Origin of the sequence: Pseudomonas sp. SLBN-26 (genome assembly GCF_006715895.1) — a bacterium.
In the GTDB taxonomy this organism is placed as follows: Bacteria; Pseudomonadota; Gammaproteobacteria; order Pseudomonadales; family Pseudomonadaceae; genus Metapseudomonas; species Metapseudomonas otitidis.
In genome coordinates this window covers 2583568-2603454 of sequence record NZ_VFOB01000001.1, presented here as the reverse complement: position 1 = coordinate 2603454, position 19887 = coordinate 2583568, and the positions used below count along the sequence as shown (strand labels likewise).

The 19887-nt window shown below is 67.7% G+C and carries 14 protein-coding genes; 10 read left to right on the top strand and 4 right to left on the bottom strand.

Annotated features, from left to right (window positions below; translation table 11 throughout):
- Positions 1 to 47: 47 nt before the first annotated feature.
- The 5 genes from FBY21_RS11865 to FBY21_RS11845 all read left to right on the top strand — a co-directional run bounded on the left by FBY21_RS11865 (position 48) and on the right by FBY21_RS11845 (position 6494).
- Positions 48 to 1352 (top strand): dicarboxylate/amino acid:cation symporter, encoded by a 1305-nt coding sequence (locus tag FBY21_RS11865; RefSeq protein ID WP_142011196.1) that lies wholly within the window; start codon positions 48 to 50, stop codon positions 1350 to 1352.
- Positions 1353 to 1550: 198 nt separating this feature from the next.
- Positions 1551 to 2690, top strand: coding sequence for an acyl-CoA dehydrogenase family protein (locus FBY21_RS11860; RefSeq protein ID WP_044406126.1), 1140 nt, complete (start codon positions 1551 to 1553; stop codon positions 2688 to 2690).
- Positions 2691 to 2740: 50 nt separating this feature from the next.
- Complete coding sequence (locus FBY21_RS11855; RefSeq protein ID WP_142011193.1) at positions 2741 to 3577, top strand: amidohydrolase family protein; 837 nt, start codon at positions 2741 to 2743, stop codon at positions 3575 to 3577.
- Between the two features lie 66 nt (positions 3578 to 3643).
- On the top strand, positions 3644 to 5281 hold the full coding sequence (locus FBY21_RS11850; protein WP_142011191.1) for an AMP-binding protein: 1638 nt from the start codon (positions 3644 to 3646) through the stop codon (positions 5279 to 5281).
- Positions 5282 to 5300: 19 nt separating this feature from the next.
- The gene (locus FBY21_RS11845; RefSeq protein WP_044406123.1) at positions 5301 to 6494 is read left to right on the top strand and encodes a CaiB/BaiF CoA transferase family protein; all 1194 of its coding nucleotides are present in this window, start codon (positions 5301 to 5303) and stop codon (positions 6492 to 6494) included.
- Positions 6495 to 6515: 21 nt separating this feature from the next.
- Here the strand turns inward: FBY21_RS11845 and FBY21_RS11840 are convergent, their stop codons facing one another.
- On the bottom strand, positions 6516 to 7430 hold the full coding sequence (locus FBY21_RS11840) for a DUF6685 family protein (protein WP_142011188.1): 915 nt from the start codon (positions 7428 to 7430) through the stop codon (positions 6516 to 6518).
- A 153-nt stretch (positions 7431 to 7583) separates the two neighbouring features.
- Between FBY21_RS11840 and FBY21_RS11835 the strand changes: the two genes are divergently transcribed.
- Entirely contained in the window at positions 7584 to 7808 is a 225-nt protein-coding gene (locus FBY21_RS11835) for a DUF2835 domain-containing protein (protein ID WP_044406117.1), read from the top strand.
- A gap of 54 nt (positions 7809 to 7862) precedes the next feature.
- Positions 7863 to 8900, top strand: a complete 1038-nt coding sequence (locus FBY21_RS11830; protein WP_142011186.1) for a quinone-dependent dihydroorotate dehydrogenase — start codon at positions 7863 to 7865, stop codon at positions 8898 to 8900.
- An 89-nt stretch (positions 8901 to 8989) separates the two neighbouring features.
- Here FBY21_RS11830 and rmf read toward each other — a convergent pair whose 3' ends face one another.
- Positions 8990 to 9205, bottom strand: a complete 216-nt coding sequence (gene rmf / locus FBY21_RS11825; protein ID WP_074968920.1) for a ribosome modulation factor — start codon at positions 9203 to 9205, stop codon at positions 8990 to 8992.
- A gap of 430 nt (positions 9206 to 9635) precedes the next feature.
- Here rmf and rlmKL point away from each other — a divergent pair, with 430 nt between their 5' ends.
- Together rlmKL and FBY21_RS11815 are read left to right on the top strand one after the other, a co-directional pair.
- Positions 9636 to 11822 (top strand): bifunctional 23S rRNA (guanine(2069)-N(7))-methyltransferase RlmK/23S rRNA (guanine(2445)-N(2))-methyltransferase RlmL, encoded by a 2187-nt coding sequence (gene rlmKL, locus FBY21_RS11820; protein ID WP_074968918.1) that lies wholly within the window; start codon positions 9636 to 9638, stop codon positions 11820 to 11822.
- A 126-nt stretch (positions 11823 to 11948) separates the two neighbouring features.
- Entirely contained in the window at positions 11949 to 14708 is a 2760-nt protein-coding gene (locus tag FBY21_RS11815; protein ID WP_142011184.1) for a diguanylate cyclase, read from the top strand.
- Between the two features lie 31 nt (positions 14709 to 14739).
- Here the strand turns inward: FBY21_RS11815 and dacB are convergent, their stop codons facing one another.
- A complete protein-coding gene (gene dacB, locus FBY21_RS11810) occupies positions 14740 to 16188 on the bottom strand; it encodes a D-alanyl-D-alanine carboxypeptidase/D-alanyl-D-alanine-endopeptidase (RefSeq protein ID WP_142016414.1) in 1449 nt (482 codons plus the stop codon).
- Positions 16189 to 16381: 193 nt separating this feature from the next.
- Between dacB and FBY21_RS11805 the strand changes: the two genes are divergently transcribed.
- On the top strand, positions 16382 to 16723 hold the full coding sequence (locus tag FBY21_RS11805; protein WP_044406107.1) for a YggL family protein: 342 nt from the start codon (positions 16382 to 16384) through the stop codon (positions 16721 to 16723).
- A gap of 71 nt (positions 16724 to 16794) precedes the next feature.
- Here the strand turns inward: FBY21_RS11805 and FBY21_RS11800 are convergent, their stop codons facing one another.
- Positions 16795 to 19758, bottom strand: coding sequence for an HD domain-containing phosphohydrolase (locus tag FBY21_RS11800; RefSeq protein WP_142011182.1), 2964 nt, complete (start codon positions 19756 to 19758; stop codon positions 16795 to 16797).
- Positions 19759 to 19887: the final 129 nt, after the last annotated feature.

Sequence of the window (19887 nt, the reverse complement as noted above, 5' to 3'; positions counted from 1 at the left end):
TGCGGGTCCGTTACGGACCTGGTCCCCAGCGCCCGAGAGGAACTGCCATGACCCGTCAACCCCTCTACAAAAGCCTCTATGTCCAGGTGCTGGTGGCCATCGCCATCGGTATCCTCATCGGGCACTTCTACCCGCAGACCGGCGTAGCCCTGAAACCCCTGGGCGACAGCTTCGTCAAGCTGATCAAGATGGCCATCGCCCCGATCATCTTCTGCACCGTGGTGACCGGCATCGCCGGCATGCAGAGCATGAAGGCCGTGGGCAAGACCGGTGGCTACGCGCTGCTGTACTTCGAAGTCGTGTCCACCCTGGCCCTGATCATCGGCCTGGTGGTGGTCAACGTCGCCCAGCCCGGCGCCGGCATGCATGTCGACCCGACCACCCTGGACACCAAGGGCATCGCGGCCTACGCGGCGGCGGGCGAGAAGCAGTCCACCATCGACTTCCTGATGAACGTGATTCCGGGAACCGTGGTCGGCGCCTTCGCCAATGGCGACATCCTCCAGGTGCTGTTCTTCTCCGTGCTGTTCGGCTACGCGCTGCACCGCCTGGGTGACTACGGTCGCCCGGTGTTCGAGTTCATCGAGCGCATCTCCCAGGTGATGTTCAACATCATCAACGTGATCATGAAGGTCGCGCCCATCGGTGCCTTCGGTGCCATGGCCTTCACCATCGGCGCCTACGGTGTGGGCTCGCTGGTGCAGCTTGGCCAACTGATGGCCTGCTTCTACATCACCTGCCTGCTGTTCGTGCTCATCGTCCTGGGCGGCATCGCCCGTGCCCACGGCTTCAGCATCCTCAAGTTCATCAAGTACATCCGCGAAGAACTGCTGATCGTGCTGGGCACCTCCTCCTCCGAGTCCGCCCTGCCGCGCATGATCGACAAGCTGCAGAAACTGGGCGCCGACAAGTCCGTCGTTGGCCTGGTGATCCCCACCGGCTACTCCTTCAACCTCGACGGCACCTCCATCTACCTGACCATGGCCGCGGTGTTCATCGCCCAGGCCACCGACACCCCGATGGACATCACCCACCAGATCACCCTGCTGCTGGTGCTGCTGATCGCTTCCAAGGGCGCTGCCGGCGTCACCGGCAGTGGCTTCATCGTCCTCGCCGCCACCCTCTCCGCCGTCGGCCACCTGCCGGTCGCCGGCCTGGCGCTGATCCTCGGCATCGACCGCTTCATGTCCGAAGCCCGCGCCCTGACCAACCTGGTCGGCAACGGCGTCGCCACCCTGGTGGTGGCCAAGTGGTGTAAGCAGCTGGACACCGACACCCTGAACCGCGAGCTGGCCGGCAACGGTGCGACGGCTGTGGACGTTGCCAGTGCGGGTGACGCCCAGCGCGCCTGATAGCGTTTCAACGGTTTCTCCTCCCTTCCCACGGGGAGGAGCCTTTCCAGGCCCGTCTCAGGACGGGCTTTTTTATGCCCGGAAGCCCACACCGCCCCCAAGAGCGCATCGGTCAATCCACCCTGAGCGCTTGCGTCATTGAGCGGCCATTCGGCCGACGCCTACCCTGCGGGACGATTCCAACAGGGGGGACCCCGCATGCAACGCCAGCACTTCGAGACCGAGCACAACCTGTTCCGCGACGCCTTCAGTGCCTTCCTGCAGAAGGAAGTGGTGCCGCACCAGGACGAATGGGAAGCCGCCGGGGTGGTGGACCGCAGCGTGTGGAAGAAGGCAGGGGAAATGGGGTTCCTGCTGCCTTGGGCGGATGAGACGTACGGCGGGGCGGGGCTCAAGGACTTCCGCTACGAACAGATCATGTGTGAGGAACTGGCGGCCATCAACGAGCCTGGTTTCATGATCCCGCTGCACTCCGCCCTGTGTGGCCCGTACATCGCCGAGTACGGCAGCGAGGAGCAGAAGGCCCGCCTGCTGCCGGGGATCATTCGCGGCGAGATCATCCTCGCCGTGGCGATGACCGAGCCGTCCGCCGGCTCCGACCTGGCCGGCATGCGCACCACCGCCGTGGACAAGGGCGACCACTACGAGCTGAACGGCTCCAAGGTGTTCATCTCCAACGGCCTGCTGGCCGACGTGGTGATAGTCGCCGCCAAGACCGATCCGGCGAACAAGCACGCCATGGGCCTGTTCCTGGTGGAGCGGGGCATGGAGGGCTTCGAGCGCGGGCGCAACCTGAAGAAGCTGGGCATGAAGAGTCAGGACACCGCCGAGCTGTTCTTCAACAACGTCAAGGTGCCCAAGGCCAACCTGCTGGGCGATGCCAAGGGCGGCTTCTTCTACCTGATGAACATGCTCGCCCAGGAGCGCCTGACCAACGCCTGTGGCGCGGTGGCCGGTGCCGAAGCGGCGCTGCAGACCACCCTCGACTACGTGAAGGAGCGCAAGGCCTTCGATCGGCCCGTGTCCCACTTCCAGAACACCCGTTTCAAACTGGCCGAGATGCGCACCCAGATCGACGTCGCCCAGGTGTTCACCGACCGCTGCGTGATGGACCACAACCAGAAGAAACTCACCCCCGAGGTGGCTGCCGAGGCCAAGCTGTTCACCACCGAACTGCTGTGCAAGGTGGTGGATGAAGGCGTGCAGCTGCACGGCGGCTGGGGCTACATGTGGGAGTACCCGATCTGCAAGATGTACGCGAATGCGCGCATCCAGCGCATCTTCGCCGGCACCTCGGAAATCATGAAGGAGATCATCAGCCGCGGGATGAAGCTCTGAGCCCTGTCCCGGCTGCCACCGCCATGCCTGACGGCCAGGAGGCCACTGCCATGAATGCCACTGCTTCGCTGGGCGCCATCGACGCCTGGGCCCAACCCGCCAACGGCCGCGCCCGGCAACTGCTGCCGGAGGTGGTGCGGTTGTTCGAGAAGTCCGGCTCCGCGCACCTGCTGGACCAGCCCCTGACCCCGGCGCAGACCGTGGCGGCCATGGACGAGGCCGGGGTAGACAAACTGATGCTGGCAGCCTGGTGCCGGCCGGAAGGGTGGGTGTTCGACAACGACCTGGTGGCCGAGTACACCCGTGCCTTCCCCGACCGCTTCGTCGGGGTCGCCACCGTGGACCTGGCGCGCCCCATGGCGGCCCTGCGCGAACTGGAGCGGGCGGTGCAGGAGCTGGGCTGCAAGGCGCTGCGCATCGTGCCCTGGCTGTGGAAGCTGCCGCCCAACCACCGGCTCTACTACCCGCTGTACGCCAAGTGCATCGAGCTGGACATTCCCTTCTGCACCCAGGTCGGCCACACCGGGCCGCTGATGCCTTCGGAGACCGGACGGCCGGTGCCCTACCTGGACGAGGTGGCGCTGGACTTCCCCGAGCTGCGCATCGTCGCCGGGCACATCGGCCATCCCTGGACGGAGGAGATGATCGGGCTGGCCTGGAAGCATGACAACATCTTCATCGACACCTCCGCCTATCTGCCGCGCTACTACCCCCAGGCGCTGCTGCACTACATGGCCAGCTACGGGCGGGACAAGGTGCTGTTCGGCAGCAACTTCCCGCAGCTGTCGTTGCAGCAGTGCATGGAGCAGGTCCGTGCCCTGGGGCTCAGGCCGGAGGTGGAAGCCGCCTTCCTGCAGGGCAATGCCCGACGGGTGTTCCGCCTCTGAATCGCGCGGCCGGGAGGGCCGCCTGGTACTAGCCTCCACCACAACGACAAGCACAAGGGGGACGGGATGACTGACGCACTGCCACTGCAACAACTGGCCCACTGGGTCACCACCACGCCGGACCGGGTCTGGCTGCGCCAGCCGGTGGCGCGCCACTGGCGCACGCTCACCTGGCGCCAGGCCGACGACCAGGCCCGGCGCCTGGCCAGCGCCTTGCGCGCCCTGGGCTGCGAACCGGGGGACCGCGTCGCGATCCTGGCGAAGAATTGCGCCGAGTGGGTGCTGAGCGACCTGGCGATCATGCTAGCCGGGCTGGTCAGCGTGCCGCTCTACCCGCTGCAATCGGCCGAAAGCATCGACTACGTGCTGCGCCATGCCGGCTGCAAGGTGATCATCCTCGGCAAGCTGGACGACCCCGAGCGCCTGGCGCAGGGCCTGCCCGAGACGCTGGCGCGCATTGCCATGCCCTATCCGACCCTGCCGGCCGAGCACGACTGGGACGACCTGCTGCGCCGCCATCCGCCCCTGGAGGACGCCCACTGGCAACAGCCCGACGACCTGCTGAGCATCCTCTACACCTCCGGCACCACCGGCCAGCCCAAGGGGGTGATGCACAGGGCCCGGGCCTTCGCCTTCGCTTCCAGCCGCTCGGTGCGGGAAATGGGCCTGGGGCCGGAGGAGCAGTTCGTTTCCTACCTGCCCCTGTCCCACGCGGCCGAACGCTTCCTGGTGGAGAGCAACAGCCTGTACAGCGGGGGCAGCATCGCTTTCGTCGAATCCCTGGAGACCTTCGCCGAGGACCTGCGGATCAGCCGCCCCACGGTGTTCTTCTCGGTGCCGCGCCTGTGGACGCGCTTCCAGCAGGGCGTGCTGGAGAAACTGCCCCAGGCGAAGCTGGAGCGCCTGCTGCGCCTCCCCCTGCTGGGCGGCCTGGTGGCCCGGCGCATCCGCCAAGCCCTCGGGCTGGACCGTGCGCGGGTGCTGGTGAGTGGCGCCGCACCGATCCCGGTGGCGCTGCTGAGCTGGTACCAGCGCCTGGGCATGACCATTTGCGAGGGCTACGGCATGACGGAGAACTTCGCCTACGGCAACTTCAACCGGCCCGGGCAGGTGCGCTTCGGCACGGTCGGCCGGGTCATGCCCGACAACGAGCTGCGCATCGCCGAGGACGGCGAGGTGCTCTATCGCAGCCCCAGCCTGATGACCGGCTATTACCGGGAACCGGAGAAAACTGCCGAGACCCTGCGTGATGGCTGGCTGCACACCGGCGACAAGGGCCAGGTGGACGAGGAAGGCTACCTGCGCATCACCGGGCGGGTGAAGGACATCTTCAAGACCAGCAAGGGCAAGTACGTGGCCCCGGCGCCCATCGAGGGTGAACTCGCCAAGAGCCACTGGGTGGAGCAGGTGTGTCTGATGGGCAGCGGCCTGGACCAGCCCCTGGCGCTGCTGGAGCTGAGCCCGGCAGCCCGTGCCGAGGCCCGGGAGCAGCTGGAGCGCGACCTGCTCTCGGTGCTGGAGCGGGTGAACGCTACGCTGTTGCCCCATGAGCGCATCCGCCACCTGGTGCTGGTGCGCGAACCCTGGACGGTGGACAACGGCTGCATGACACCCACCATGAAGATCCGCCGCAACGTACTGGAAGACCGCTTCGCCGCGCTGGCCGCCGGGCTCGACCCGCAGCGGCCGTTGCATTGGGAATGAACCGAACCTGGGAGTCGCCATGAAAGGCCCGCTCGCGTCACTGAAGATCCTCGATTTCTCCACCCTGCTGCCGGGGCCCTTCGCCTCGCTGCTGCTGGCCGACATGGGCGCCGAGGTGCTGCGCGTCGAGTCCCCCACCCGCATGGACCTGGTGCGGGTGCTGCCACCCCATGACGGCGGGCAGTCCACCAGCCACGCCTACCTGAACCGCAACAAGCGCAGCATCGCGCTGGACCTGAAGCGGCCCGAGGCGCTGGCGGTGATCCATCGCCTGGTGGCCGAGTACGACATCCTGCTGGAGCAGTTCCGCCCCGGTGTGATGGAGCGGCTGGGTTTGGGTTACGAGGCGCTGAAGGCGATCAACCCGCGGCTGATCTACGTCTCCATCACCGGCTACGGGCAGACCGGCCCCTACCGTGACCGCGCCGGGCACGACATCAACTACCTGGCCCTGGCCGGGGTGGCCAGCTACACCGGCCGCCGCGACAGCGGCCCGTTGCCGCTGGGGGTGCAACTGGCGGACATCGGTGGTGGCTCGCTGCATGGTGCCCTGGGGTTGCTGGCGGCGGTGATCCACCGGCAGGCGACGGGGGAGGGGCAGCACGTGGACGTGAGCATGACCGACTGCGCCTTCAGCCTGAACGGCATGGCCGGCGCGGGCTACCTGGGGGCCGGGGTCGAGCCGGACATGGAGAACCAGGCGCTCAACGGCGGCAGCTTCTATGACTACTACCGCACCCGTGACGGCCGCTGGTTCTCCGTTGGCAGCCTGGAGCCGCAGTTCATGGAGGTGTTCTGCGCGGCCATCGGCCGGCCCGAGCTGGCGGCCCGTGGCCTGTCACCCCGCCCCGAGGACCAGCAGGCGCTCAAGCGTGCGATTGAAATCGAGTTCGAGAAGCGCGACTTCAGCGAGTGGCAACAGGTGTTCGCCGGCCTGGATGCCTGCGTGGAACCCATGCTGCCCCTCTCCGAAGCGGTGGAGCATCCGCAGATCCGCGCCCGTGAGCTGGTGGTGGAGGTTCCGCGCGAGGGGCAGCCCGCCCAGCGCCAGATGGCCTGCCCCATCCGTTTCTCGGCGGGGCTGCCGGCACCGCGCCACACGGGCGTGGCGCTGGGCGCGCACACCCGGGAGGTGCTGGCGGGACTGGGGTACACCGAGGAGCAGATCGAGGCGCTGAAGGCGGCCGGCGTCACCGGGCCGGCGAAGCGCTGAGGCGCTGGCCGGTGAGGGGCGTCACTTCGCGCCGGGGAGGGCGGGGGGCTTGTCCAGGAGGGTGCGCAGGTACTGCACCACGTCGGCTGCACCGGCCAGGCGCAGCCCTTCACCTAGGGCAGTGGCCTCGGGGTTGTCCTTGGGCAGCAGCAGGAACTCGGGGGCCTTGCCCTTGCGATTCTTCAGCAGGCTGAGGCGGGCGTAGGGGATGCCCTCGCTCATCAGCAGGGCCATGAACTCGGCGTGGCTCCAGGCCTCCACCGGCATCGACAGCACGTGGTAGCGGCTGTCCAGCAGGTCCAGCCCGGCGGGGAGCAGGCGGTAGGTCACCAGGTCGGCCGGCAGCGTCACCTCCATCTGCCGGCGCCGAGCGTATACGACAGCCGCAGCGAAGGCCTCGGGGTGATGGCTGCCGTGCCAGAAGACCCGGTCGCCGTACCAGCTGGCTTGGTACAGGGCTAGCCGTTCACCGGCCAGGAAGCGCGGCAGCGGCTGGCTGATGGCCTTGACGAAATCCTTGTAGCTGATGATCCGCACGTTCTTGCAGGCGGGCGTAGCGGCGTACAGCTCGAAGCTGGGGCAGGGCGGTTCTGGTTCGTCGTGCCCGTGGATCCCTTCCACCAGGCGCAGGTCGAAGTCGGACAGGTCGCGCCGTTCTTCCTCCACCAAGTGCACCAGCACGGCGTGCGCCTGGGCCTTGTCTTCCTGCACCGGGCCGGAGAGTGCGTTGCGCGGCAGGTCCACCAGGCGTTGCAGCGGCGGACCGTTCTGCCACCAGATGTCCGGCTGCAGGGGGGAGAGCGGGGCGAAGGGCAGTTGCAGGCGGCTGGCCTGTTCCAGTACCTGGCGGGAGGCACGGCCCACCAGGCCCAGGCGTTGAGCCAGGGCTGCCAGGCGGGACGACAGGGTGTTCGTTGGGGACTGCGGCGAACTCATGGCCAGACAAGGACTCCCGGATCACGAAGGGGAGTTTGGCAGAGGTCGCGGATAGCTGCACGGCTTTGACGGTAACGGCAGTGATACGCTGGCGCGGTACGCCGCACAGTGCCGGCAGGTTGGATCATTTCGACGAACAACGAGGAGGCCTCCATGCCCAGCCTGGTGCTGGATATCTCACTGACCGCGGACCAGTTCCTCGCGGTCTATCAGGGCCACGCCAATCGGGTGATGGTGCGTAGCCGGGACGGGCGCAAGGTTAGCTTACCTGCGCATCATCTGCGGCCTTTTCTGACCCACGAAGGCATCCGCGGTTCCTTCGAGCTGGTGTTCGACCCGGCCAGCGGCACCCTGGAGTCGTTGCGTCGCCTCGCCTGAGTCGGGTCCGACGGCTATAATCGCCGGCCCATCCCGCCGATCGAAAACCCGCCCATGTACACCCTGGCCCGCGAGCTGCTGTTCAAACTGTCCCCGGAAACCTCCCACGAGCTGTCCATCGACCTGATCGGGGCCGGCGGACGCCTGGGCCTGAACCGCCTGCTGACCAAGGCACCGGCCAGCCTGCCGGTGAAGGTGATGGGGCTGGAGTTCCCCAACCCCGTGGGCCTGGCTGCCGGTCTGGACAAGAACGGCGACGCCATCGACGGCTTCGCCCAGCTGGGCTTCGGTTTCGTCGAGATCGGCACCGTCACCCCACGACCGCAGCCGGGAAACCCCAAGCCGCGCCTGTTCCGCCTGCCCCAGGCCGAGGCGGTGATCAACCGCATGGGCTTCAACAACCACGGCGTCGACCACCTGCTGGCACGCGTGCGTGCGGCCAGGTTCGACGGCGTGCTGGGCATCAACATCGGCAAGAACTTCGACACCCCGGTCGAGCGCGCCGTCGACGACTACCTGATCTGCCTGGACAAGGTCTACGCCCACGCCAGCTACGTGACGGTCAACGTCAGCTCGCCCAACACCCCCGGCCTGCGCAGCCTGCAGTTCGGTGACTCGCTCAAGCAGCTGCTCGAAGCCCTGCGCCAGCGCCAGGAAGACCTCGCTGTGCAGCACGGTCGCCGCGTGCCGCTGGCGATCAAGATCGCCCCGGACATGAGCGACGAGGAAACCGCCCTGGTGGCCAGCGCGCTGGTGGAGTCGGGCATGGATGCGGTGATCGCCACCAACACCACCCTGGGCCGCGAAGGTGTCGAGGGCCTGGAGCATGGCGACGAAGCCGGCGGCCTGTCGGGCGCGCCGGTGCGGGAGAAGAGCACTCACACCGTGAAGGTGCTGGCGGCGGAACTGGGCGGGCGCCTGCCGATCATCGCCGTGGGCGGGATCACCGAGGGCCGTCACGCCGCCGAGAAGATCGCCGCCGGCGCAAGCCTGGTGCAGATCTACTCGGGCTTCATCTACAAGGGGCCGGCGCTCATCCGTGAATCGGTGGACGCCATCGCCGCGCTGCCGGGATTCGGCAAGGGGCGCTGAAATGAAAAGGGCTCCCGCTTGGGAGCCCCTGGGCTTGCGCCCGCCGCCCGGATGGGGCGTGCTTGGTGAAATCGGTCAGGTCCGAGGTATCAGCCTACGGCGTGGAGTTGATTGAGTCGGTGAATGCCGGCCGTGCCGGTAAAGCCATCCCAGTGGTCGCCGCGGCCCTCCCGCCAGCCGTTGATCCAGGCTTGGCGAGTGGTGGGATGGGTGAAAGGACAAAGGTCGCGGGATTTGCCATGAATGCCGTGCTGATAACCGCGCAGGAATGCTCGTTCCATCGGATCACGCTTAAGTCTTCTCATAGGGTGTAGCCCTCATTTGTTGACTGTTATGTCCCATGGCCCGGGTGCCGGGCCTGGCAGGTCTGGCCTGCCTTCGGGGAGGCGCTGCCGGCGTGGCGCTCCCCTCGTCCGCTGCCGTTGCGGTAGCGGATTAAGCTGTGTTCTAACCCTTGCTCCGGGGCATTGGAATGATCGTTTTGTCATAAGGACGTAACGAACATGGGCTCCGGACCATAAGCCGGAGGGGCTGTTTTTCGCCCCTCGGCGCCCTGTGCCCCCTGTGGCGCGGCCTTGCGCGAAGTTGATGTCGAGGTGCCATGAAGGCCTCGCGCTTGAGAATGAGAATTCTCCAATCCGACGAAGGGACGTTCTGCGACCTTCAGTCACATAATTCTTTGAGGTGTGGAGACATTTCCGCGCCGTTGATCAGCCGAAAGGCATTGGAACTAGCATGTCGGACCGTTACGAACTCTTCCTCACCTGCCCGAAAAGCCTGGAAGGGCTGTTGCTGGAGGAAGCCAGCCAGCTCGGCCTGGAGGAGCCCCGCGAGCAGGTCGCTGCCATTCGCGGCCACGGCAGCCTGGAAACGGCCTATCGGCTGTGCCTCTGGTCACGCCTGGCCAACCGCGTGCTGCTGGTGCTCGCGCGCTTCCCGGTGAGCAATGCCGACGACCTCTACGAGGGCGTCAAGGCTGTGGACTGGCATGACCACCTGGCCGCCGACGGCAGCCTGGCGGTGGAGTTCAGCGGCCACGGCGCCGGCATCGACAACACCCACTTCGGCGCCCTCAAGGTGAAGGACGCCGTGGTCGACCGCCTGCGCACCAGCACCGGCCAGCGCCCCTCGGTGGACAAGCAGAACCCCGACGTGCGCCTGCACCTGCGCCTGGAGAAGGGCGAGGCGATCCTCTCCCTCGACCTCGCCGGCCACAGCCTGCACCAGCGCGGCTACCGCCTGCAGCAGGGCGCGGCGCCGCTGAAGGAGAACCTCGCCTCGGCGATCCTGATCCGCGCCGGCTGGCCGCGCATCGCTGCCGAGGGCGGCGCCCTGGCCGACCCCATGTGCGGTGTCGGCACCTTCCTGGTGGAGGCGGCGATGATGGCCGCCGACGTCGCCCCCAACCTCAAGCGCGAGCGCTGGGGCTTCTCCAACTGGCTCGGTCACGTACCGGCGATCTGGCGCAAGCTGCACGACGAGGCCCAGGCCCGTGCCGACGCCGGCCTGGCCCGCCCGCCGCTGTGGATCCGTGGCTACGAGGCTGACCCCCGGCTGATCCAGCCGGCCCGCAACAACATCGAGCGTGCCGGGCTGGGCGCCTGGGTGAAGATCTACCAGGGCGAGCTGGCCACCTTCGAACCACGCCCGGACCAGAACCAGAAGGGCCTGGTCATCAGCAACCCGCCCTACGGCGAACGCCTCGGTGATGAAGCCAGCCTGCTCTACCTCTACCAGAACCTCGGCGAGCGCCTGCGCCAGGCCTGCATGGGCTGGGAAGCCGCGGTGTTCACCGGCGCGCCCGAGCTGGGCAAGCGCATGGGCATCCGCAGCCACAAGCAGTACGCCTTCTGGAACGGCGCGCTGCCCTGCAAGCTGCTGCTGATCAAGGTGCTGCCCGAGCAGTTCGTCACCGGCTCGCGCCGCCAGGATTCCACCGCCGAGGCAGAGCCGGGCGTGGCCCCGGCCGCAGAGCCGGCACGCCTGTCCGAGGGCGGGCAGATGTTCGCCAACCGCCTGCAGAAGAACCTCAAGCAGCTGGGCAAGTGGGCGCGCAAGGAAGGCATCCAGTGCTACCGCCTGTATGACGCCGACATGCCCGAGTACGCCCTGGCCGTCGACCTCTATGGCGACTGGGTGCACGTGCAGGAATACGCCCCACCGCGCTCCATCGACCCGGAGAAGGCCCAGGCCCGCCTGCTGGACGCCCTTGCGGCGATTCCCCAGGCCCTGCAGATCGACCCGTCCCGCGTGGTGGTCAAGCGCCGCGAGCGGCAGACCGGCACCCGCCAGTACGAGCGCCAGGGCGCCGAAGGGCGCTTCATGGAGGTGAACGAAGGTGGCGTGAAGCTGCTGGTCAACCTCACCGACTACCTGGACACCGGCCTGTTCCTCGACCACCGTCCCATGCGCCTGCGCATCCAGCGCGAGGCCGCGGGCAAGCGCTTCCTCAACCTGTTCTGCTACACCGCCACCGCCACCGTGCATGCCGCCAAGGGCGGTGCCCGCAGCACCACCAGCGTCGACCTCTCCAAGACCTACCTGGACTGGGCGCGGCGCAACCTCTCGCTGAACGGCTTCTCCGACAAGCAACGGCTGCAGCAGGGCGACGTGATGGCCTGGCTGGAGGAGGATCGCGGCGAGTACGACCTGATCTTCATCGACCCGCCGACCTTCTCCAACTCCAAGCGCATGGAAGGGGTGTTCGACGTCCAGCGCGACCACGTGCACCTGCTCGACCTGGCCATGGCCCGCCTGGCGCCTGGCGGGGTGCTCTACTTCTCCAACAACTTCCGCAAGTTCCAGCTGGATGAAGCCCTGGGCGCCCGTTACCAGGTCAGCGAGATCAGCGCCGAAACCATCGACCCGGACTTCGCCCGCAACGGCAAGATCCACCGAGCCTGGCGCCTGACCGCCCGTTGAGCACCGTCCGTCCCCGCCCGTAAGGGCGGGGCGGAACTTTTCCCGACGGCGCTAGGCAAAATGCCAGCATCCCGCTAGGTTTGTGATCACAGGGACGTCTTTTCCATCACGAACCGAGGCTCGAGCATGGCTACGCCTGCCCAGTCAATCACGTCCCTTTCCTTTCCGGCAGGCAACCGCGGTCTGCTCCTGCTCATCTGCGTACTGGTGATCGGTATCGGCCTGGGGTTCACCGTCCTGCTTGGCCGAGCCGTGCACGACTCCGAGGAGCACCAGCTGCGGGAGCGCTTCGCCCAGGTCGCCAACGAGCGCATCAGCCGGGTCGAGGAGCGCCTCAACGGGCAACTGAAGGAGCTGGATGCGCTGCAGCGTTTCGTCGCCAACTCGCCCCGCCTCGACCTGCAGCGCTACCGGCGCTTCGTCGAGCCGATGCTGCTGGACACGCTGGCGTACTACTGGGTACCGCGGGTGGACGCCGGCCAGCGCGACCGCTACGAGAGCACGGCGCGCCACGAGGGATTGGCGGACTTCCGCATCCATGACCTGGAAGGGGCCAGCCCCGCCCGCGACTACTACCTGCCGCTCTTCTATGGAGCGGCCCGCCGCAACAGCGAGCTGCCCATCGGCCTGGACATGCGCGCCTTGCCCGAGCGCCAGGCCCTGCTGAACAAGGCCGAGGTGGAGCGGCAGGTGACGGTGTCCGGCCTGGTCCGGGTCTATGGCATGCCGGACAACATCCACGAAGGCGTCCTGATCGTCGCCCCGGTGCTTGGGCGGGCGGAGGAGCCACTGCCCGGTTTCGTCGTCGCCATCGTGAGCCTGCGCCAGGAGCTGGAAGACGGCCTGCCGAGCGAAATGCTCGCCAATATGCCCACGCGGCTCGACGACATCACCGACCCGGTTCGTCCGCAACGCCTCTACCAGAGCCATTCCGTCGCCGACGACAGCGAGCTGGTGCTGGAGCGTACCCTGGCCTTCGGTGACCGGACCTACCGCCTTGAGGTACGGCCCAGCCCGAAGTTTCTCGCCGACAACCGCACCACCTCCTGGCACCTGGTGCTGGGCACCGGCATCGCCCTCAGCCTGATGCTGGGTGGCTACGTCCTGCTGCTCATCAGCCAGCGCCAGCGGGCCCTGCGCCTGGTGGCCGAGCGCACCGCCGAGCTGCGTCAGCGCGAGCTGCAGCTCAAGCTCAGCGAGGAGCGCTGGAGCTTCGCCCTGGACGGCGCCGGCCACGGCGTCTGGGACTGGGAGCCGGACAGCGGGCGGATGTTCTTCTCTCCGGCCTGGAAGACCATGCTCGGCTACCTGCCCGGCGAGCTGGAGGACAGCCTCGACACCGCGCTCGGGCTGCGCCACCCCGATGACCTGCAGGGCTCGCGGGAGGCGCTGCGGCGCTACCTGAACGGCGAGGTCGACGTCTACCGCAGCGAGCACCGCATGCGCCGCAAGGACGGCAGCTGGGCCTGGGTGCTGGAGCGCGGCCAGGTGGTGGAGATCAATGACGATGGCTCGCCGTTGCGGCTGATCGGCACCCAGACCGACATCAGCGAGAGCAAGGCGGTGGAGCTGCAACTGGCCCTGGCCAACGGCAACCTGCGCAGCCTGCTGGACGCGGCGACCGAGGTGTCGATCATCGCCACCGACCTGGAGGGCTACATCCTCCAGTACAACGCCGGTGCCGAGCGCATGTTCGGCTACAGCGCCGAGGAGATGCTCGGCACCCGTCCCCGCACCCTGCACCTGGAAAGCGAGGTGCGCGAGCGCTGCGCGGCCCTGGCCCAGCGCCTCGGCCGCCCGGTGCCCGACTTCCACCGCTATGTGGTGGAGGTGACCGCCGGGCGCTGCTACGACGAACACGAGTGGACCTACGTGCGCAAGGACGGCAGCCAGTTGATCGGCAACCTGATCCTCACCGAGGTACGCAACGAGGCGGGCGAGTTGATCGGCTTCCTCGGCATTTCCACCGACATCACCGAGCGCAAGCGCGTGCAGCAGGCCCTGGAGGAGCGCGACCGCCTGCTGGAGAAGCTCAGCGCGCGGGTACCGGGGGCGATCTACCAGTACCAGTTGATGCCCGATGGCTCCAGTCGTTTCCCCTATGTCAGCGCCGGCATCCACGACCTGGTGGAGATGAACGCACCCGAGGTCCGGCAGGATGGCGAACGGGTGTTCCAGCGTGTGCACCCGGAAGACCTCGAACGGGTGCAGGGCAGCATCCTCGCCTCCGCCCAGACCCTGGAGACCTGGCGCGAGGACTTCCGCGTGCTCCTGCCGCAGAAGGGCGTGCGCTGGCTGCGCGGCGAATCGGTGCCCGAGCGCATGCCCGACGGCAGCGTGCTCTGGCATGGCTACATCTCCGACATCACCGGCCACAAGCTGGTGGAGCAGGAACTGCGCACCCTGTCCATCACCGACGCACTCACCGGCGTCTACAACCGCCGGCACTTCCAGGAGCGCCTGGAGGTGGAGATCGCCCGCGCCCAGCGCAGCGAAGGGCCGCTGTCGGTGCTGATGTTCGACATCGACCACTTCAAGCAGGTCAACGACCGCTTCGGCCACGAAGCCGGCGACCGGGTGCTCAAGGCCATCTGCCAGCGGGTCGGCGAGCGGCTGCGGCGCATCGATGTGTTCTGCCGCCTGGGGGGCGAGGAATTCATCGTCATCTGCCCCAACACCGGCGAGTCCCAGGTCCAGGTTCTGGCCGACGCGCTGTGGAACACGCTGTCGAAGGAGGCGTTGCCGGAGGTGGGTGTGGTCACTGCCAGCTTCGGGCTGGCCTGCTGGCGGGAGGGGGAGCTGGCCGACGACCTGCTGCGGCGGGTCGACGAGGCGGTCTATGCCGCCAAGCAGGCCGGACGCAACCGCGTCTGCGTCGCGGCCTGAATGCGGCCCCGGGCGGGGCCGCCATTCAACTTCAGCGGGCGCCGCCCTTGGACTGGTGCAGGTCCAGCAGCACCTGATCGAGGATCGACGAGGCACCCCAGGGGCGCGGGTCGTTGAGAATCGCCACCACGGCCCAGGTGTTGCCCGAGCCGTCGCGGCTGAAGCCGGCAATGGCCCGTACCGTGTTCAGCGTCCCGGTCTTGATGTGGGCCTCGCCGGCCATGGGGGTGCGGCGCAGGCGCTTGCGCATGGTGCCGTCCATCGCCACCAGCGGCAGCGAGGCGATGTACTCGGCGGCGTAGGGGCTCTGCCAGGCCGCGTGGAGGATGGTGGCCATCTCCCGCGCGCTGACCCGCTCGTTGCGCGACAGGCCCGAGCCGTTCTCCATCACCAGGTGCGGGGCGGTGATGCCCTTCTGCGCCAGCCACTTGCGGATGACCCGCTGCGCCGCCTTGGCATCGTCGCCATCGGCGTCGGTGCGGAACTGCGCGCCGATGCTGAGGAACAGCTGCTGGGCCATGGTGTTGTTGCTGTACTTGTTGATGTCCCGAATGATCTCCACCAGGTCCGGGGAGAAGGCGCGGGCCAGCAGCTTGGCGTCCTTGGGCACGTCGGCCTGGCGGTCCTTGCCGAGGATCGAGCCGCCCAGCTCCTTCCAGATGGCGCGCACGGCACCGGCGGCGTAGGCCGGGTGGTCGAGGATCGACAGGTAGGTCTGCGCGCTGCAGCCTTCCGGCAGCTGGCCGGTGGCGATCACCGTGGTGCCGTCGAACTGGGTCACCGGGTTGTAGCGCACGTCGGGGAAGGCGGGGCAGGGCGCGGCCTTGGTCACCTTGATCTGGTTGTCCAGGCGGATGCTCTCGATGGGCGGCTCGGCTGCCAGGCTCACGCGGCCCCCATCGGCACGGGCGACGAAGCGCAGGGCCTTGAGGTTGACCAGCAGCGAATCCGGGCCCACCAGGAAGGGCTTGTTGTCGTCGCCGCCGTCGTCGTTGAACGCCGGCAACTGCGGGTGGACGAAGCGGCTGCGGTCCAGCACCAGGTCACCGGTGACCTTCAGCACGCCGTTGGCGCGCAGGTCGCGCATCATCAGCCACAGCTTCTCCATGTTCAGCTTCGGGTCGCCACCGCCCTTGAGGTAGAGGTTGCCGTTGAGCACCCCGTCCTTGAGCGTGCCGTCGGTGTAGAACTCGGTCTTCCACTGGTAGGTGGGGCCCAGCAGCTCCAGGGCGGCGTAGGTGGTGATCAGCTTCATGGTGGAGGCCGGGTTCACCGACACGTCCGCATTGAAGATGGTCTGGGCGCCCGGGCCGGTCAGCGGCAGGGTCACCAGCGACAGGGAGGAGGGGGCGATCTTGTTCTTCTTAAGGGCCTGCTGGACCTTCGGCGTGAGGGTCGCATTGACCTGGACGGCCTGGGCCGGCAGGGCGAGGGGCAGGAGCAGGCCGGCGAAGGCGAGTGGGCGAAGGGTCTTGAACAGGGACATCAACGACGATCCTCCAGGCGGAGGCGGACAACGGGGTCATGCATGGCTGGGTGTTCCCGCGGTGGTTTGGGGAAAATGCGCGCATTATGCCGCAAGCGACCGCCGGGCGCAGGGCCCCATGCGGCACGGGCCAAGCGGCGCCGAACCTGCTAGAGTGCGCGCCTTGAAAACCTCTGAGGACTGCCTGATGGCCAAGAACCGCTCCCGTCGCCTGCGTAAGAAGCTCTGTGTGGATGAATTCCAGGAGCTGGGCTGCGAACTCAGCCTGACCTACAAGGAAGGCCTGGACCTCAACGCGCTGCAGGACTTCCTGGATGCCTTCATCGTCGAAGCCATCGATGGCAACGGCCTGGGCTACGTCGGTGGCGAAGACTACGGCTTCGTCTGCCTGGCCAAGCGTGGCTCGGTCAACGAAGAGCAGCGCACCGCCCTGGAAGCCTGGCTCAAGGGCCGCAGCGAACTGGCCGAGTTCAACCTCAGCCCGCTGGTCGACGTGTGGTACCCCGAGAACGCGATCAACGCCCAGTAAGCAGTTGACGTGACTCGGAAAAAAGGCGCCCCAGGGCGCCTTTTTTCATGCTCGCAGGAAGGCCGCAGCGGCTATGACGGGTTCTCCGTCACCCCCGCCCGCTGCAGCAGCTGCGCCTCGTCCACTGCATCCACCTGTTCGGGCCGTAGGAAGCGTTCGGCGTAGTCCCGGTACACGCCGCTGCGGATGAACAGCCCGAACAGCTCGGTGTCGATGTGCGCGCCCTTGCACATGCCGGCCATGATCCCCAGCGCCTCGGAGAGGGTCTTGCCCTTCTTGTAGGGGCGGTCCACGGCGGTCAGCGCCTCGAAGATGTCGGCGATGGCCATCATCCGCGCCGGCAGGCTCATCTGCTCGCGGGCCAGGCGCTTGGGATAGCCGGTGCCGTCCATCTTCTCGTGGTGCCCGCCAGCGATCTCCGCCACGTTCTTCAGGTGCGGCGGGAAGGGCAGGCGGCTGAGCATCAGGATGGTCTGCACGATGTGGTGGTTGATGATGTAGCGCTCCTCCGCCGTCAGCGTCCCGCGTGCGATGGCGAGGTTGTGCAGTTCGCCCCGGTTGAACTTGTACTCCGGCACGTCGAGACGGAATCCCCACGGATTGTCCGCCGCCATGCGCTCGCCCTCGGGGCGCTCCAGCAGGTGCTCGGGACGGTCCGCCAGCAGCGGCTCCTCCACCGGCAGGGGGCGTGGCGACGTGCGGGCCTGGCGCTGGGCCTCTTCCCAGGACACCCCCAGGCGGTCGTCCAGGGTGCGCAGCCAGGTGCGCCCAGCAATGGCGTGCAGCCGCTGCTGGTCTGCCTCGGCCATGAACTCCCCGCCCAGGTTGCAGCGGGCGATGAAGGCGAATTCGTCATCCAGGGTGGCCAGCAGCGCGTCCCGCTGCGCCGCCAGCACGGCCTCATCGGCTCCTTCTGCACGGGCCCGCCAGTAGGTGATCCAGGCATCGCGCTTGAGCACCTCGAAGCGCATCCGCACTTCATGGATACGGTCGTAGAGGGTTTCCAGCTTGGTGGCCTTGTCCACCACGTACTCGGGGGTGGTCACCTTGCCGCAGTCGTGCAGCCAGGCGGCGATATGCAGGGCCTCCCAGTCCTCGTCACTGGGGTTGTAGTCGCGGAAGGGGCCGTCCTCGCTCTCGGCAGCGGCACGGGCCAGGGCCAGGGTGATCTCCGGGACCCGCTGGCAGTGGCCGCCGGTGTAGGGGCTCTTGGCGTCGATGGCGCCGGCGATCAGCTGGATGAACGCATCCAGCAGCTGCTTCTGCCGTTCCAGCAGGCGCTGGCTTTCGATGCACAGCGCCGCCACGCCGGACAGGGCCTCGACGAAGGCGATGCGTTCCGGCCGCAGCATGGCGGGGTTGGCCTCGCCGCCGGTGTCGCGTTGCAGCAGCACCAGCAAGCCGATGGTGTCGCCCTGGCGGTTGTGCAGGCCGGTGCCCATCAGGTGGGCGCGCGGCGTGCCCAGGGCGTTCAGCAGCGGCCCCAGTTCGCCAGCCTGGTCGTAGCCGAGCGACTGGGCCAGGGTCGCGCCGCCGTTGGCGGGCTGGCGGATCCAGGCGGGGAGGGCGGGGTCGTTCATGTCCCGCGCGGCCAGGCCGAGCTCCGAGGGCTGCCGCTGCTGGCCGTCGAGGAACAGGGCCTGGGGTTCGAGCCGCCCCTGTTCGGCGTCCAGCAGGTAGAGGATGCCGCCGGCGGATTCGCTGATCTCCACGGTCTCGTCGAGGACCCGGCTCAGCAACGCATCGAAGCGCTTCTCCGCCGAGAGGCTGGCGGTGATGTCGAGGAAGCTGCCCAGGGTGACCTTCATCTTCTCCATCGCCACGGCCAACTGGTCCACCTCCAGCACCGGGGAGCGGCCGAGCGCGGGCACATCGAAGTCGAAGCGACGGATGGCCTCGGCTTCCACCACCAGCGCCCGCAGGGGCTTCACCAGGATGCGTGAGAGCAGCCAGCCAACCGGGATGCACAGGATGAGGATGACCAGGGTGAGCACACCGCCCTGCCAGCGGATGCGGTAGGCATCGGCCAGCAGCTCGTCCTCGGGGGCCAGCAGGGCCAGGTAGAGCCCCTTGGGGCCGCCGGCCTGCAGGTGCTGGCGGGAAACCACCCATTGCCGTCCCGCCAGTTTCAGGGTGGTGCGCAGGTCGTCTTGCTCGCTGCGGTCGAGCAGCGCGGCGATGGCCGGGTCCAGGTCGCGGGCCATGGTCAGGCGCGGCTTGTCGTCGATGCGGGTGATCAGGCGCGTGCTGTCGGGGTAGGCCACCGCCTCGCCATTAGGCGCGAACAGCACCACCTGGGTGCCGGGTGTGACCCGGTGCGCCGCCAGGGTGGCGGAGAGGTCGTCCAGGGTCAGGTCGGCGCCGATCACCGAGTCCTCGCCCGCCGGCATGGCCAGGGTGGTGCCCACCGCGCCGCTGGAGAAGAACACATAGGGCGCGGTGGCGATGTGGCCACCCTGCTCCAGGGCGGTGTTGAACCAGGGGCGGCTGCGTGGATCGTAGCGCTCGTTGAGGTCCTGCCGACGGCTGATCACCGTCAGGTCGTCGTCGAGGAAGATCGACTCGGACTGCGCGCGTGACAGGTTGTTGCGCTCGATGCTCCAGACCTGGAAGGCCGCGCCGGGCGGGGCATCGAAGCGCTTCTTCAGGGCTTCGGTGCGCAGCGGGCGGACCATGAGGAAGTCACCGTCGTCGTACCCCTGGTAGAGGGCGGCCAGCTTGGGGTGGTCGCGCAGGGCCTGGACGAAGGGCCTGAGCAGGCGTTCCTGGCGCTGCCAGGCGGGGTCCTGAGCGCTGCCTGGCGTCAGGGCCATCAGGTTGAGCAGGGTGTCGATGGGGCGGTAGGTGCCCTCCAGGTCCGCCTCCACCTGCTGGCTGATTTTCCCGAACAGCGCGTCGCTGCTGGACAGGATGATCTGCGTGGCCTGCCGGTAGTTGAAGACCCCGAGGATCACCCCGGAGATCAGCAGGAGCAGCGTGAACAGCAGGCTGATGTGGACATGCAACGGAAATCGACGTTCGAGCGACCTTGGCATTGCCGAAGCTCCTGATCCCTGTTTGGGGCGCGCTTGCAGCATAGATGAGGCCTGGGCAAGGCGCCGGGGCCGTCGCGGAATAGACCGCTCTGCCTGGGCAGTGACGGCTGCCGGGGGATATGGCCGAAC